The organism is Paenarthrobacter sp. TA1.8 (assembly GCF_048595705.1).
In the GTDB taxonomy this organism is placed as follows: domain Bacteria; phylum Actinomycetota; class Actinomycetes; order Actinomycetales; family Micrococcaceae; genus Arthrobacter; species Arthrobacter nitroguajacolicus.
Map to the genome: position 1 here is coordinate 1,547,362 of NZ_CP184287.1, position 17,364 is coordinate 1,564,725.

A 17,364-nucleotide genomic window follows, 5' to 3' on the forward strand; every position below is an offset into this window, starting at 1 on the left:
CCATCGCGCCCCGGAGCAGGGAGACAGTACGCTGTCAAAGCCAATGGATAGCCCGGTCTCGGGTTTCCTTGGTCGGCCGTGGGGCGCGTGGGATAGTCTTAGGGACTGAAATTTCCGCCGCCGCATGGGGGTACTGCGAAATGTACGGCCGCCGGCATCTGCCGGTTGGCTTGGAAGCCACTGGGGGGCGGCTGAACACAAAGGGAATTCTGGGGCTGTGACAACTTTCTTCGGCAAGCTGGGGCTGAAAAAGCGTCAAAACAAGAAATTCATAGCGGGAACTGCCGCTACCGCGGCGGGCGCTTTGCTGATCACCGGGGCGATTCTGTACCCAGGGTTCAAGACCACCGAGGTGGACTTGAATGACGGCGGCGTGTGGGTCGTGAGCAAAACCAAGAACGCTGTGGGCCGGTTGAACTATCCGTCCCGCGTGCTGGATGGTGCCGTCACCCCCGGTACCACTACCTTTGATGTGCTGCAGCATGATGGCAACGTCTTCGTGGACGACGAATCCGGCTCAACCATCAACCAGGTATCGGCAGCAAACCTGAAGCTGGGTGGCGATAAGCAGTTGCCGTCGTCGTCGCAAGTCAGCTATGGCTCCACCGTTCTCTCGGTGACCGACCCCGCCCGGGGGAAAGTGTGGGCACTGTCTCCCTCCACCGTCAACGGCTTCGACGAAGAAGGAACCGAACCCGTACTGACAGGTTCCCCGGGCATGGTCTCTGCCGTGGGATCCGACAACCGGATCTACACAGCAGACCCGGGTAAGGGCGAAATCATAGTCACCACGGTGGACCCTAACGGGGAACGCACTGACTCACAGGTCAGCAAGGTGGACGAGCTCAAGGGCGCCGGCGACCTTCAACTGGCCGTGGTGGGCGATAAGCCCGTGGTCCTTGACGCCGCCTCCGGCAACCTCTTCCTGCCTGGCGGCCGCAAGCTGCAACTTCAGGATGCCCGCGAAGCCAAGCTCCAGCAGAGCAGTGAAGACAGCAGCTACGTCGCCATTGCCACACGAAAGGCCCTGCTGAAGCAGCCCTTGGACGGGTCCACAGCCGCAACCGTGAATGCTGACGGTGAAGGCGTCCCCGCAGCTCCGGTTCAGGTCAGCAAGTGTGTCCACTCAGCGTGGTCCGGCGCCAACAAGTACGTCCGCGACTGCGACAACGACGCCGACGACAAGAAAAACGACGTTCCCAAAGCCAGTGCCTCCCCAAGCTACGTTTTCCGCGTCAACAGGGACCTGGTTGTCCTCAACGACGTGAACTCGGGCAGCGTGTGGCTGGTCAACCAGAACATGCAGCTGGTGAACAACTGGGACGACGTTGTCCCGCCCAAAAACCAGTCTGACGACCAGGACCAGGAGTCAGCGGACAACAACACCATCAACGTCCTCCCGGACCGCACCAAGCCCAACCGTCCGCCCGAGACCAAACCGGACGAGTTCGGTGTCCGACCGGGCCGGACTTCCATCCTGAGCGTGCTGGACAACGATTCAGATCCCGACGGCGATGTCCTCACCGCGTCGGTGGGCGCCAACGGCCCCAAGATGGGTGCCCTGGAAAACATCTACGGAGGATCCGCCTTCCAGATCAAGGTCCCGGCAGATGCGAAACCGGGCACGGAAGTCTTCGACTATAACGCCGCCGATGGCCGCGACTTGTCCGCCGGCGGCAAGGTCACACTTCGGGTAGTGGCTCCGGAAGAGAACAAACCCCCGTCCTTCAAGCGAGGCGAGCCCACCACCATGCTGGTGGAACAGGGCAAGTCCGTCAGCCAGAACATCCTGACCGACTGGATGGACCCCGACGGCGATGATCTCGTCCTGCTGGATGCAAAGTCTGACAACGACCAGGACCAGGTGAAGGTACGCCGCGACGGTCTCCTGACGTACCAGGATTCCGGCGCAGCACCGGGCAAGAAGAACGTCACCATCACAGTGTGGGACGGCCGGGCCACCACCACCGGCCGCATCGTGGTCAACGTGCAGCCGCCGGGTGCCCTCGCACCCGTGGTCAACGCTGACCACGTCACCGCAGTGGTGGGCCAGGACCTGGTCATCGCGCCGTTGAAGAACGATGTGGACCCCAACGGCGGCGCCCTACGTGTTGCTCATGTTGAGGCCGCAGGCCCCGCTGAGCTCGGCCCCGTAACCGACGGCGGCACGTTCACGTTCCGGAGCACCACCCCTGGCCCGATCTACTTGACCTACATCGCCAGCAATGGCCCCCAGAGCAGCCAAGGGCTGATCCGTGTGGACGTCGAGTCCGGCAAGGATGCCGGAGCTCCCGTCGCAGTCCACGACGTCGCACTGCTCCCGGTGGGTGGCAGCGTGCTGGTTGATCCGCTGGCCAACGACTCCGATCCTTCGGGCGGCGTGTTGGTTCTCCAATCCGTCACCGTCCCCGACAGCTCCTCGGCATCCGTGAGCGTGATCGACCACAGCGTCCTTCGCGTTACCGACGTTCTCGGAGCCAAGGAACCATTCGTCTTCAGCTACACGATGTCGAACGGCCGCGCGTCTGCCACCGGCACAGTGGGCGTTGTCCCGGTGCCGGCTCCCGCCGTCGTCGAGGCTCCCCAGCCAAAACCCGACGAAGTCAATGTCCGCGTGAACGACGTCGTGACCATTCCGGTCCTGGACAACGACACCCACCCGCAGGGTGAGGAACTGTCCGTGGATCCGGTGCTGGCGCAGAGCATCCCGGAAGAGGACGGCAAAGCGTTCATCTCCGAGAAGACCCTGCGTTTTATTGCCGGACCCACGCCCAAAACCGTGCGGGCCATTTACAACGCGGTGGATCCGCAGGGGCAGAAGAGCGCCGCGGCAGTCACCATCCACATCCTTCCGCTGGAAGGTACCCAGAATTCGCGTCCGCAGCCGCAAAACCTGACGGCACGCGTTGTGGCGGGCGGCAGCGTCCGGATCCCGGTTCCGCTGGACGGCATAGACCCCGACGGCGACTCGGTACAGCTCACCGGCATCGACAGCACACCCACCATGGGAACCGCGACGGCGGGCAGCAGCTTCATTGATTTCGTCGCCGCCGGTGACGGCGCCGGTACCGACACGTTCCGGTACAAGGTGATCGACCGCCAAGGTGCGGTCAACACCGGAACGGTGACGGTGGGCGTCGCGCCGCGTGGCGAGGACAACCAGAAACCAGCTCCCGTCGATGACGAAGTCAAGGTACGCCCTGGCCGCCAGATCGCTGTGGACGCGACCGCCAACGATACCGATCCCGATGGTGACATCATCCGTATCCTGACGGACAGCATCGAAGCTGACGCAGGCCTCGACGCCAAGGTCAGCCAGACCAGTGGCCGGATTCTGGTAACCGCTCCCGCTGCGGAGGGCACCGTCAACGTTCGTTATTCCGTTGCCGACGACCGCGATGCCGTAGGACAGGCCAGTATCCGGGTGGTAGTCCAGAACGACCTGCCGTTGCAGGCGCCGATTGCCCGCGATGACCGCGTGACCTCGGCACAAACGCTCGGCAAAACGGCCGTGGATGTTCCTGTCCTGAAGAACGACGAAGATCCGGACGGGGTGGGGGAGAACCTCAAGGTCGCTACCGGTTTGGAAACCGCGCGTCCCGGTCCCGAGGGCAACGTCATTGTTGACCTCACCGAGCAGCCGCAATTGGTGCCCTACACCGTGGAGGACGTGGACGGACAGAAGTCCACGGCCATCATTTGGGTTCCCGGTATTGGCCAGCAGGTTCCCACGCTCGCCAAGGACGAGGTAGTTGAACTCGTCTCAGGCCAGTCCGTCACGGTGAACCTGTCGGAGTGGGTCAAGGTCCGTGAAGGACGCTCACCCCGCCTGACCCAGACTGACCGCATCAAGCTCATCGGTGCCGACGGCAGCGACCCCGTGGCCAACGGTGGCACTGCCCTGAAATACACGGCAGGTGCAGAGTACGTCGGCCCCGGATCCATCAGTTTTGAAGTCACTGATGGAACAGGCCCGGACGATCCCAACGGTCTGAAGTCGACGCTCAGCATCCGAACCAAAGTGCTGCCCGACCCCAATAAGAACAACCCGCCGGTTCTGCTGGGCAGCGACGTGGAAGTTCCCAAGGGCGATTCCGCAAGCCTCGACCTGGAGAAGCTGACGTCGGATCCGGACCAGGATGACGTGCAAAACATGAGCTACGAGCTGGTGGGCGCAGCCCAGGGCGGCTTCAAGGTGAACGTGGAGGGCAAGACACTCAAGGTCTCCGCGGATGATTCCGTGCAGATTGGGCAGTCGGGCACCGTCCAGGTGAAAGCAAAAGACCGCCGCGGGCTCGAAGCTGTCGCAACGTACAAGTTGTCCCTGTCGGCCTCCAACCGGCCAAAACCGGTAGCCAATGACGATGCTGAGCCGGATGCCCAATCCGGAAAGCCCGTGACGGTCAACGTGTTGGCAAATGATTCCAACCCATTCCCGGAGACACCACTGAAAATCGCTTCAGCCGTCACCGAAACGGGCCAGGGAACGGCTGAAGCCGGCGGGGACAGCGTGACCGTCACACCCGCAAGCGGATTCACCGGAACCATGGTGGTTGCATACACGGTGGAGGATAAGACCGGCGAGATCTCCCGGTACGCCACTGCCCGCATCCGTTTGACCGTCAAGGACAAGCCGGCAGCACCAACCACGCCGCTTGCACAGTCCGTGGGCGACCAAACCGCCCTGCTCACATGGAACGCGCCGGCTGATCGTGGCTCGCCGATCAACAAGTACACGGTTTACGGCGAGAACGGCTTTAAGCAGGACTGCCCCGCGAATACCTGTACGTTGACCGGATTGACCAACAATGTGAAGTACCACTTTGCAGTCACTGCCACGAATGCGATCGATGAATCCGAGCGATCTCCGGTGTCGGCCGAGGTCCGTCCGGACGTCAAGCCCGACACCCCGATTGCACCCACGCTGAAGTTCGGCGACAAGCAGCTGTCCGTGGCGTGGGTTCCTCCCGCAAGCAAGGGCTCGCCCATCAAGTCCTACGACCTTGAGATCTCGCCTGCGCCTGCGGGCCAGAACCCTCAGATCCAGAACCTCACGGCCAACAGCCATGTTTGGACCGGTCTGACCAATGGCGTGGCCTACAAGGTCCGGGTCCTGGCCAGGAATGACGCCAAGGAGCCCTCGGAATGGAGTACTTACTCTGCTGCCGAAACTCCTGCTGGAGTGCCGGCGACCCCTGCGGCTCCTTCAGTTGCGGGTGCCGGATCCGTGGGAACGCAGAGCCAGTTGCAGGTCAGCTGGGCAGCACCGAACAACAACGGTGACGCTGTGTCCGCCTACACGTTGACCACGTACATGGGCGGCGCCGTCGTAGCTACCCAATCTGTGGGGGCCACCTCGCAGAACGTCACCGTGGCGAACTCCGAAGCGGACTACTCATTCACGGTGTCAGCCACAAACAAGGCCGGCGTCAGTGGTGTCAGCCAACAGTCGGCCCCAATCCGGGCTGCAGGCAAGCCCGGGATGGTGGGGAGTGGATCCGTAAAAGCGACCGGCGACTCTGGTCGGCTCGAGGTTGCCTTCACGCCGCTTACTGCAGCCGAGCGGAACGGCTCACAGGACAATGAGATCACTTACCGCTGGCAGACCGCTCATGGTTCCGGGCAGATTGCCCGCGGAGGCGGAATCATCGGTGGGCAGCCTAATGGAACCGACGTGGTGGTCAATATCATCGCCACTTCGGTGAAGAACGGCATGGCCGGCGATGCGAAGGCGATCGGCACAGGTAACCCCTATGCGCCCCCAAATGCGCCGAATGTCTCGGGCGGAAAGTCCGCCAAGGGCGACGGTCAGGTGCACTGGAACTGGAATCCACCGAACATGAATGGCCGCGCCCTGGACCACTACGAGGTCAATCTCGACGGCGGCGGCTGGACCAGCGTGGGCAAGGCAACAAGCTTCGACGCCGCAGGTGGCGGGTGGGACAAGACAAGGAAGCTCAACGTCCGGGCCTTCACAGTAGTGGCTGGCGCACATAGCGGCCAAGTCAACGCGACAAGTGGCGACGACCCCACGCCACCCCCGCCCCCACCGCCTCCGTCCACAACGATTCAGGCGCACAACAACACATGCCCGGGTAAACCGAACCAGCCGGATACCTACAACCCAAGCGGGCCGACATGTGGAGTTGGCTGGGTCTCCCGCTCTGAAGGACGCCTCAAGATCGACTGCACAAAGAACATTTACGGCGGGAGCACCAAGTGGTATCGAGTCACGGAGGGAAGCCACCCCGGATGGTTCGTCAAGGCCATAACGGTGGACCGCTTTGGCAATGAGCCCGGTGGCTGCTGATGCTCCGACAGGCCGTTCAACAACTCCATTCGCACACCTACCCAAGGAACAGGATCAACCGATGACCATGACAAACGAGCAGGCCGCGTGGTTTGCAGAAACGTTCGAGAAGCTCGTTGCCAACGTGGGCAAGGCCGTGTTGGGCAAGGAACACGTCATCCGGCTGACGTTCACGGCGATGATGGCCGAAGGCCATGTCCTGTTTGAAGACGCGCCGGGTACGGGTAAGACCTCCCTCGCCCGTGCCTTGGCCGCGACGGTCCAGGGTTCGCATAACCGCATCCAGTTCACGCCTGACCTCCTGCCGTCTGACGTGACGGGTGTGACCATATACGATCAAAAGACCCAGAAGTTCGAATTCCACAAGGGCCCGGTGTTCAACAACATCGTCCTGGCTGACGAGATCAACCGTGCTTCTCCTAAGACGCAGTCCGCGTTGTTGGAAGTCATGGAGGAATCCCGCGTAACCGTGGACGGCACTACGTACGAGGCCGGCCGCCCGTTCATGGTCCTGGCAACCCAGAACCCCATCGAACAGGCCGGCACCTACCGCCTGCCCGAGGCCCAGCTCGACCGCTTCCTGATTAAAACCTCCATCGGCTACCCGGATCACGCTTCCACCGTCCGGCTGCTGGGCGGGGCCAACCTGAAGGACCGTTCGAAGGACCTCAGCGCGTTGATCACCACTCAGGCCGTAGCGGACATGGCAGATCTGGCAGCCACCACCCACGTGGACACCGCGGTGCTCGAGTACATTTCCCGCCTCTGCGAAGAGACCCGCAATGCCTCTGAAACGCGGCTTGGTGTTTCTGTTCGTGGCGCTTTGGCCATGGTCCGCGCTGCGAAGGTGTGGGCCGCCAGCCAGAGCCGCAACTTCGTTCTGCCGGATGACATCAAGGAGCTCGCCCCAGTGGTGTGGACGCACCGTTTGGTGATGGACCCCGAAGCCGAATTCTCCGGCGCAACACCCGAGGTGGTGCTCAACCGCGTCCTCGCTGACGTCGCGGCCCCGCAGCAACGCGCGAGCGCCTAAACACTACTCCCCACCGCACCCAGCTCGAACAAAGGCCCAGACATGTCCTCCAGCACACCCCTGAACAGGGCTGCTGACTCGTTGAAACGCGCTACGTCCGCTGTTGGCGGCAAGATGCGTTCCCTGCGCGGCCCTGGCAACGAGCCGGGCAAGCGCCCCGGCCGGTCAAGCCAACGCGGCAAAACCAGCAAGCTCCACCCGGCAGCCGTATGGTCGGAAGCAGCCGGAACCGCAGGCGACTTCCTTGCGCCAGGGTGGAACAAGGTCAGGGCTGTCTGGCTGAAGTACGTGTGGCCCGTCCTCGCGGTAGTGAGCCTGCTCGGCTGGGTAGTGTTGGCTGCCTCCATCGGGCTCTGGTGGGCGGGACAGGCGTGGGGTTGGCAGGAAGCCAAGTCAGCTGCCATGGTGGCGTTCCTGCTGTTCCTCCTTGCCATCGGCTTCATCGTGGGCCGCTCGGCCTACGGCGTGGTTCTGGACCTCGCCCGCACACGGGTGGCTGTGGGGGACGACGCTGTGGGCAGCATTGCCGTGTCCAACGTGTCCACGAGGCCGTTGCTGCCTGCAGCGTTGGAGCTGCCTGTGGGTTCCAACACGGCCGTTTTCCATTTGCCCCGCATGAAGCCGGCACAGGTGCACGAGGATCTCTTTACCATCCCTACGGCCCGGCGTGCAGTGATTGTCGTGGGTCCGGTCCGCTCTGTTCGCGCCGACCCACTCCACCTGCTGCGGCGCCGCGTGATGTGGACCGACCCGGTGGACCTGTTCGTGCACCCCCGGACCGTATCGCTGGGGAGCTCGGCCGCAGGTTTCATTCGCGACCTTGAGGGCATGCCCACCACGGAGTTGTCCAGCGCGGATGTCTCCTTCCATGCTTTGCGCGATTACGTTCCCGGGGACGATCGGCGGCACATCCACTGGAAGACCACGGCCCGCACCAATAAGCTCATGGTTCGCCAGTTTGAGGAGACCCGGCGCGCGCACCTGGCCATCTCGCTCTCCATCAACACGGACGAGTATGACTCCGGGCCTGAGTTCGAAATGGCCATTTCTGTGGCCGCTTCCATTGGCAGGCAGGCCATCCGCGAGCAGCGTGAGTTGGATGTCCTGACCCAGAAGGGGCCGCTCCGCTGCGAAACCGGCCGGAACTTGCTGGACGACATGACCCGCATTGTCGGGGCACCCATGCGGAAGACCGCCGTCGACCTCGCCCGCACCCTTTCGGACACTGTCCCCAACGCCTCCGTGGTGTTCTTCGTAGTGGGCAGCCACGTGACAGCCACGCAACTGCGCTCCGCGGCCTCGTCCGTTCCCCCGGGTGTGCGGAGCCTGGCGGTCCGTGTCCAACCCGGAGCGGCGCCGTCGAGGGCCAACATCGCGGACCTGACGGTCCTCACAGTCGGCGACCTGGACGATCTCGCCATAGTTCTTCGAAAGGCGGCAGCATGAGCACCGCTCCCCATCTCCGGGTGCGTCCCCGCGCAGCTAAGGCAACCCGGTCCGCCGCCCGCGGCGCCGGAGGGTCGATATTCGACGACGGCAGGCCAGCCTGGCATTTCGCCGTCGACTGTGGGGCGCTCCTGGTGCTGCTGTTCCTTGGCGTCCTCGGTTTCACCCTTAGCTTCGGGGGAGACGCCCATTACCTCATCGCAGGTCTGGGTGGTGTGCTGCTGGGGCTGGGCATCGCTGTCCTCAACGTGCGCTTCCACTTGGGACTGCTCATCACGGCTGCCGTGACCTTCGGCGCTTACATGGTGTTTGGCTCGGCATTGGCCGTGCCGGATTCGGCTGTCTTCGGATTCCTGCCCAGCCTCGACTCCTTGCGTACGCTCCTGCTGGGCGTCGTGTTTGCCTGGAAGGACATGCTCACCGTGGGCGTTCCTGTGGGCACAGCGAATGGCATGCTCATTGTGCCGTTCCTCAGTTCACTGGTGACCGCCCTGGCCGCTGGTCTGCTGACGTGGCGTTTGAAGAGCCCGTACTGGCCGTTGCTGCCGGTGCTGGTCCTCTTTGTCACGGGCATCGCTTTCAGTACCAGCGCGGGTTTCCTCAATGTGGAGCGCGGCGTCTCGCTGACCATTGTGTCCATTGTGTGGGCGACGTTCCGCCGTGACGTGCTCCGGCGGAACAGTACCAAGGCCGTTTCGGCCAACAGGCCTGGTTCCGACGCCGCCACAGCCCGCCGCGGCCAGCTCCGCCGCCTGGGGACTGCTGCAGCCGTGATCGCTGTAGCGGTGGGCGTTACCGCGATTGCCTCGCCGTTGGTAACCGCGAGCGATGACCGAAAGGTGCTCCGCAACACGATCGTTCCGCCGTTCGACCCTCGGGACTACATCACGCCGCTGGCGAGCTTCCGCAGCTTCGTCAAGGATGAGAAGGACAGCACGCTGTTTACGGTCAAGGGACTGCCCAAGGATGCCCGGGTACGGCTGGCTGCACTGGACGCCTTCAACGGCCTGAACTACACCATGGATCCCAACAGCTCAGGCAACTTCAGCAAGGTGGGCGATGCCCGGTCGCTGAACACCCTGGCCGATTCCGGGAGCCCGGTGGAGGGCACCAACTACACACTGGACATCACCGTGGAGGATTACCAAGGCTACTTCGTGCCTGGTGGCCGGCACACCACGGGTATGAGTTTCGCGGACACTTCGGGGGCCGCTTCCGGGCTCTACTTCAACGCCGGCACGGACACGGCCGTGACCACCAAGGGCCTGTCCAAGGGCGAGAACTACACCGTGCAGGTCTCGGACCCCGGGACGCTGGAGCACGGCCAGCTCACGCAGTACGACTTCGCGAAGCTCACGTTGCCGGAAGCGGAGGAAGTGCCACCGATCGTGGCTTCCCAGGCGAACCAGATTTCCGCGGATGCACCGACTGCCATTGACCGTGTCCGGCAGATTGAGGCACATTTCCAGAAGAGCGGTGCTTTCAGCAATGGCCTTGTGGCCGAAGGGCAGCTCCCGAGCCTTCCCGGCCACAGTGCTGCGCGCGTCCGCAACATGCTCTCGGCCAAGCAGATGCTGGGGGACGACGAGCAATACGCCGTGTCCATGTCCCTCATGCTCCGCCACCTTGGTATTCCTTCCCGCGTGGTCATGGGGTTCTATCCTGACCCGAAGAGCCCTGAGAACGGCGCCGGGGATATCAAGATCACGGGCAAGGACGTCCACGCCTGGGTTGAGGTGGCGTTTGACCGCGTGGGATGGGTTGCCTTCGATCCCACCCCGCCCAAGGACAATGTGCCCATCCCGCCGGACCCGGAAAACAAGTCCAAACCCAAGCCGCAGGTACTGCAGCCGCCGCCCCCGCCGCAGGAGCCCGCTGACCTGCCGCCGGATTCCACCCCGGATGCCCTGGACGCAGACGAGAAGAAAAACAACCCGTGGCTTTTCTGGGGTCCGCTGCTCGCGGCTATTGGCGTGGCACTGATTCCGTTGGGGATACTCGCCTTGCCGCTGCTGCTGATTCTCCTGCTGAAATCACGACGCCGGAAGGCCCGTTTCCGTGATGGCCACCCGGCCCAGCGGGTTGGCGCCGGATGGAACGAAGTGCTGAGCCTGGTCACCGATATGGGTGCCTCGATTGACACCAAGTCCACTAGGCGCGAGTCGGCCTCGGTCATTGCTGACGCGTTCCCCACTACAGGAACTACCACCACCCTGCTTGCCCACCGGGCGGACGCCGCTGTGTTCGGCGCGGGCCAGCCCAGTGAGGACCAGGTCAAGGAGTACTGGGAGATCGTTGATACATCGCTGACGGACATTACGGGAAGCGTCGGCTTCTGGAAACGGCAGCAGGCACGGTTCTCGCCGCGCTCGTTGCTGTCCGATGGCCGCGCGGCCCTTCGTCGCCGTCAACAGGGCACCACCGATCCTGCGAAGCGCCGCTTCACATTGCCGTTCAAGAAGGACACCACCGATGAGCAATGAGACAGAACTTTGTCCGGCTTGCCGGCATCCGGTTCGCCCGGGCGCGACGTTCTGCACGCAGTGCGGTTCACCCCTGAATAACCGTGGTGCCCGCAAGGAAGGCAACATCAACCATGCCCAGAAGGCGGCGTTGGAGTTCGCCAACCGGCACGGCTTCTCCGATCCCGGTAGTATCTCGGTAGTGTCGGCTCCGGCGTCGCCGATGCAGCACGGAGGAAAAACCATGCCGGACCGTATGCCTGGGCCAGGGGGAGGGACCACAATGATCACCAAGCTCGAATTGGCGCCCGCCTCTGCCGGGAAACGCCTGGGTGCAGCTGTGCTGGACTGGCTGGGACCCTTTGCCGTGCTTGCCACCACGTTCGCTCTGGGAATCGCTGGCATCACGCAGACCCGCCGGAACGGCTTCATTGTCTATGACACTGGCCTGTTGGTTCTCCTGGGGAGCATCGGTTTAGGCGTGACCGTGGTGTACACCTTTGTCCTTCTCGGTCTGGAGGCGAAGTCAGGAAATACCATCGGCAACCAGCTCATGGGCATCCGCAGTGCGGATTCTGATGGCTATGCGCCAGGCGCTGGTGTTGTTTTTGTTCGGGGGATCCTTACTGGCGGCCTCTTGCTGCTGGGGTCCATTGTTGCCGTCATCTTCTCGGCGCTTGGACAGATCGGACTGGTGTTGTGGATCGCCCTGCCGCTGATGTTCCTCGGTGTAGTTTGGGCTTTCCTTGTAGTCGTATCCAACGCCTGGGACACCAATGGCAAGCTGCGTGGCTGGCAGGACAAAGTGGCAAAGTCCTTGGTGTTCGATGTGAACGCCGGTCGCAATCCGGTGACCACGGGTGGCATCCAAGGTCCCTACAGTTTCGCCCCGATGGACCTCCCTCCGGTTCAGCCCGTCGCTTCCCCGGTCCCTTCCGGGCCCTCACAGGGCGCGCGTCCGAGCGCGAATCCACTGCCGGCTCCGGCGCAGGCCACTCCTGCGGCACCGGCTGGCCAGCCTTCGCATGATCCGAACCAGTGGCGCCCACCCACAGCGCCCTTCACGCCGGCACCCCGCACACCAGCAGCGCACGCACCAGCAGCACCGATCGCACCAGCGTCATCGAGCCCCGCCGTGGTCGCACCACAGCAGTTACCCGCGGCCGCCGCCCATCCGGACGACGACGTGGAGCGCACCCAGATGCGCCCCGGGGCAGCCCGTGCCCAGGCCGTCCTGCGGATTCGGATCGATGACGGCCAGGACGTCCAGTTGGGCGGGTCTGTCCTCCTCGGCCGGAACCCGGCGCCCCAGCCCGGGGAAACCGTGGAACAACTGCTGCCCGTGTCAGACCCCGGTCGGTCCATCTCCAAAACGCATCTGCACCTGCGCGTTGATGGCGACGGCGTCTGGGTCACGGACCGTAACTCCACCAATGGCAGTGCTGTCACCACCCCTGACGGCATCCAGACCAGGCTCCACCCGGGCGAAGCGAGCTTTGTCCGTCCCGGTTCCACCGTTCACTTTGGGGACCGTTCCTTCCACCTAGGACAAGCATGAATTCACAGCCGGCCACACCCGCCAACGCCGAGGCGGGTCCCGCCGCAGGCGGATCCTCTTTTCGGCTCAGCTACGGGTACGGAACGGACCGCGGGCTTCGCCGCGAACTGAACGAAGACTCGTTCATTGCGTCAGACCCCGTCTTCGCCGTTGCCGACGGCATGGGCGGGCATGAGGCGGGCGAGATCGCCAGCGGCATGTGCGTCAGGGCTTTGGGCAGCGCCCCTGAATTGTCGGCCGGCGTGCGCACCGCTTCAGCGGCCGACCTTCAGTCATGCTTGCTGAAGGCCGACGCTGCCATCCGCAACGCAACGGGAGCGCGCGCCGGGACTACGCTGTCCGGCGTCGTGGTCGTGGAGCAGATGGGCCTGCCCTACTGGCTGGTCATGAACATCGGCGATTCCAGGACTTACCGCCTCAGCCAAGGGGAGTTTGCACAGGTAAGCGTTGACCACTCCGAGGTGCAGGAACTGGTGGATTCCGGGGATATCACAGCGGAGCAGGCTACCGTCCACCCGCGCCGCCACGTTGTTACCCGCGCCCTGGGTACCGGCGACGAAACCGAGGCCGATTTCTGGTTGCTTCCCATCCAGGAAGGTGACCGGATCATGATCTGCTCGGACGGTCTCAACGGGGAGCTGGGCGATGACCACATGTTCCGCATCCTTAGCACCGTTGCCCATCCGCAGGATGCCGTGGACGCACTGATCCAGGCAGCCCTGAGAAGCGGTGGCAGGGACAACGTCACCGTCATCGTCGTGGACGCCAAGAACGTCCTGAACGACGCCGGCATCGCCACCACTGCGCCGCGCCCCGAGGTTGCGTCCGAGGTTGAAGAAGATACTCTTCCCAGGGCCTGGGTGAATGGCACCGACGAGATCGCAGGGGATGGGCAGGAGGAAGGCGCCGATGGCAAGCAGTAACCACCTTTCGCTGAGCAGATATCAGCAGGGTGACTGGTTCGGCGTAGTGCGGAACGGAACCGTGGTGCTTCTGGGCCCTGACACACCGCACGCACTGATCGACACCGTTTGGGAGTTGCTGGCGTCCGCACCCGAGGCCCACGAAGTCCTTCATGAGGTGACGGATGCCTTTGGAGTTTCCCTCAGCCGCATCCCGCCTTTCGGAATCATCGACTCAAAGGACGCACTTCGTGTGTTCCTTCGGGGGGATCTCGAACTCGTTGTGCAGATGGCCGGCGGCGAGGAACACCTCACAGGGCGTGACGTCACCACCTGGACTGAACGGCGCCTTGCAGACGCCGACTCTTACAGCGTCCGGATAGGGAACAAGCCTGCCCCGTCAGCGGGAATTCCGACGTCGAGTGGAGGCCTGCCGCTGAAAGGCTCGCCCCTGAGCAGTCTTCCGCTGGGAGAGGGTGTGGTGCTCCTGGCCTCGCTCGAGGCCTCGGCCCGGGCTGCCGCCCCCGCTGACAGTAAACCTGAGGTCCGGCCCGCAGCCGTATCCGATGAAACCATGATTGGCTACGCGGAAGCGGACCTGGGCCTGACGATCGCACCGGGTCATTTGATCCCCGCCAGCGAGCCTTCCAGCAGCGAGCCTTCCGCAAGCGAGCCCTTCATTGCCCGGGAACCGGCTGTTGGCGAAGTGCAGGCGGCCGTAGAGGAGAATGAGGTCGCCGCGTTACCTGTTCCTGAGGAAGCGGCGGCGCCGCCGCATCAGGTGGCCGGGGAAGCGCCTGAGCAGGCCGGGGATGCTGCACCGGCACAGTCGGTTTCTCCCGTGGATGCGGAGCTGGAACCATCCAGCGAGGCAGATACGGACGCATCCGAGGTGCCCGTCCACACGAGTACCACTGATCCAATCCTTCCGTCGCTGGAAAACACCACAAACTATGACCACCTGTGGGACAAGACGGTGATGCGCAACATCGAGGACGCTGCAGTCCGCACGGACGAAGGGTCTGACGACCATGACTCGCCTGCATCCGCTACACCGGATGCACCACCAGCTATGGAACAGATGTCGCCGGCGCCGGTGAACCTGTCTCCAACCCCGTCCGCCGAAGCACCAAGTGGCCTGATTGACTCCGTTCCCTGGCTGCGCAGCGGTTCCTCGGCCCCTGAACCGGGCAGTGAGCAGCAGTCAGTTCCGTCCAAGCCCGTAGCCGATCCTGCGGCCCAAGTGCCGGCCGCTTGGTCGTCGGCTCCGGCGGCCATGGCCGCGGACGAGGACTCTGACCATGACGGACAGACCATCATGAAAAGTAGCCTTCCCACCGACGAGCCCGGCGCAAAGGCTGTTGTTGGACGCGCGGAGGCGTCAGCCGTCAACGGGCCGAGCGTTTTGGCACGGATGTGCTCCCAAGGCCACGCCAACCCGCCAACGTACCCGCAGTGTTCGGTGTGCGGTGTTGCCGTTTCCGGCGACGCCATCCACGTCCCACGTCCAAGGCTGGGCCGGATGCGGTTGTCTACGGGTGAGTTGATTGATCTTGACCAGTCGCTCATCATCGGCCGCCAACCGTCGGTTTCCCGTGTGCAAGGCGGCACCATGCCGCGTCTGGTCCAAGTGGACAGCCCTGGTGGGGATATTTCCCGCTCCCATGTGGAGGTCCGGCTTGAGGGTTGGCACGTCATGTTGTGCGACCTGAAGGCAACCAACGGCACCGTGCTCATCCGGGAAGGCCAGGCACCCCGCCGGCTTGCCCAAAACGAAATGGCCATCCTGCTGGACGGCGACATCGCCGAGCTGGGCGACAACATTTCATTGCGTTTCGAGGAGATTCTTTGAGTTCCAAGAGGCCCCCCGCGCCGCCTCCACCCATCCCGGGTTTCAAGTACATCAGCCTGCTCGGCTCCGGTGGCTTCTCGGATGTCTACCTTTATGAGCAGGATCGACCGCGCCGAAAAGTAGCGGTCAAGGTGCTGTTGTCCGATTTGAAGACCGAAGGGGCCCGCCGCCGTTTCGAGTCCGAAGCGAACCTCATGGCGCAGTTGTCGTCGCACCCTTACATCGTGACCATTTTCGAAGCCGAGATCACCGAGAACGGACACTCGTACCTCGCCATGGAGTACTGCTCCAGGCCGAGCCTCGACGTCCGTTATCGTCGTCAGCGCTTCAGCGTGGATGAGGTCCTGGCCGTCGGCATCCAGGTGGCTTCCGCCGTCGAGACCGCTCACCGGGCCGGAATTGTGCACCGGGACATCAAGCCTGCCAACATCCTCGTCACCGATTACAACCGGCCTGCCCTGACTGACTTTGGTATCTCCGGAACCATCGGCGCTGACACCGAGGACGACGCCGGCATGTCCATCCCGTGGTCTCCGCCGGAGCAGTTCCGCGGAGGTGCCGTTGATGGTGTTCCTGTGGACATTTGGGCCCTGGGTGCAACGCTGTACACGCTGCTGGCGGGTCGTTCGCCGTTTGTCCTCCCGGGACAGGACAACTCGCAGCGGGAACTGATCTCCCGCATCACCAACTCACCACTGCCCAGGCTGGGCCGTGCCGACGTTCCGGAGTCCCTGGAACTCGTTCTTGCCACGTCCATGGCCAAGTCACCGGAATCCCGTTATTCCTCGGCGCACGCTTTCGCGCTGGCACTGCAGCGGATCCAGGCTGAACTGAACCTGTCCGTGACGCCATTCGAGGTTCTGGAGGAACCCGGGCACGGGGACGACCAGCACCCGGACGACAACTTCGAGGAAACCCGGGTCCGGAGCATCGCTTCGATCGATCCCGACGCCTCAGGAACCGCCACCACAGGCTCAGCGCCCACTTTCCCGGCGCGAACCTTCCCGTCCACCGTTCCCGGCGCCACCCAGCAGCCGACACAACAACCGGCCCAGTCCGCCAACCCTCCGCAAACGGTCCCGTCCCACACCGGGCCTTCGGCCCCACCGCAGTTTCACGCTCCGGCATCGGGATACACGGCACCGGGTTCGTACACTGCACCGGGATCGTACACAGCCCCCGGCAGCCAAAACGCTCCGGCCGAGCCTGACACGGCAGAGTCCACAGTGCTGCGTGGCTGGCAGCCTTCGCGTCCCCAGGACGATCTTGGCGCAACCGTCAGCCGCTCCAACGCTCCCTCCGGGGCCTCTCCGGTCACGCAGGAGGATGCTCCGCCGGCAGATCACAGCAAGCGCAACCTGTGGTTTGCCGCCACCGGCGCTGCCGTGCTGGTAGTGGCCATCGTGGTGGGCGTGGTGTTGGGCGCCCAGGCGCAGCCCAAGGTGGCACCCACAGAAACGACAAGCCAGCAGCCCGTCGACCCCCTCGGGGATGGCGGCGTTCCCGAGGTCGCGGGAATGTCTGCGGCGCGGGACACCAAGGACCGGAATATCGTTGTCTTCTCCTGGACAAACCCGGACCCGCTGCCCGGAGACACGTTCAAATGGCGGGTCAAGTCGGCAAAATCCGAAGGCGCCTATGAGACCACGTCCACTGGAAAGGCGTTCCTCGGCGCGCTGGCTGACCCACCCATCTGCGTGCAGGCAATTATTGTCCGGGCTGACGGCAGTGCCTCACCTGGCGGGCCGGATTCCATCGCCTGCCTGAACGACTAACCGGCACATGAGACTTACTTACCGCC

General features: G+C 63.6%; 8 protein-coding genes. All 8 read left to right on the top strand.

Features of this window, described 5'->3' with window-relative positions; all coding sequences use genetic code 11:
- The first annotated feature begins 217 nt into the window (after positions 1-217).
- The 8 genes from ACNAOT_RS07300 to ACNAOT_RS07335 all read left to right on the top strand — a co-directional run bounded on the left by ACNAOT_RS07300 (position 218) and on the right by ACNAOT_RS07335 (position 17,338).
- On the top strand, positions 218-6,310 hold the full coding sequence (locus tag ACNAOT_RS07300) for an Ig-like domain-containing protein (protein ID WP_420180583.1): 6,093 nt from the start codon (positions 218-220) through the stop codon (positions 6,308-6,310).
- A gap of 61 nt (positions 6,311-6,371) precedes the next feature.
- A complete protein-coding gene (locus ACNAOT_RS07305; protein ID WP_091466258.1) occupies positions 6,372-7,343 on the top strand; it encodes an AAA family ATPase in 972 nt (323 codons plus the stop codon).
- Between the two features lie 42 nt (positions 7,344-7,385).
- Positions 7,386-8,789, top strand: coding sequence for a DUF58 domain-containing protein (locus ACNAOT_RS07310; protein ID WP_420180584.1), 1,404 nt, complete (start codon positions 7,386-7,388; stop codon positions 8,787-8,789).
- Positions 8,786-11,272, top strand: a complete 2,487-nt coding sequence (locus tag ACNAOT_RS07315; RefSeq protein ID WP_420180585.1) for a transglutaminase domain-containing protein — start codon at positions 8,786-8,788, stop codon at positions 11,270-11,272. The genes ACNAOT_RS07310 and ACNAOT_RS07315 overlap by 4 nt, the downstream gene beginning before the upstream one ends.
- Entirely contained in the window at positions 11,262-12,809 is a 1,548-nt protein-coding gene (locus tag ACNAOT_RS07320) for an RDD family protein (protein WP_420180586.1), read from the top strand. The genes ACNAOT_RS07315 and ACNAOT_RS07320 overlap by 11 nt, the downstream gene beginning before the upstream one ends.
- Complete coding sequence (locus ACNAOT_RS07325) at positions 12,806-13,732, top strand: PP2C family protein-serine/threonine phosphatase (protein ID WP_420180587.1); 927 nt, start codon at positions 12,806-12,808, stop codon at positions 13,730-13,732. The genes ACNAOT_RS07320 and ACNAOT_RS07325 overlap by 4 nt, the downstream gene beginning before the upstream one ends.
- Entirely contained in the window at positions 13,719-15,563 is a 1,845-nt protein-coding gene (locus ACNAOT_RS07330) for an FHA domain-containing protein (RefSeq protein WP_420180588.1), read from the top strand. Before ACNAOT_RS07325 ends, ACNAOT_RS07330 begins: the two co-directional genes overlap by 14 nt.
- Complete coding sequence (locus tag ACNAOT_RS07335; protein ID WP_420180589.1) at positions 15,560-17,338, top strand: protein kinase domain-containing protein; 1,779 nt, start codon at positions 15,560-15,562, stop codon at positions 17,336-17,338. Before ACNAOT_RS07330 ends, ACNAOT_RS07335 begins: the two co-directional genes overlap by 4 nt.
- Positions 17,339-17,364: the final 26 nt, after the last annotated feature.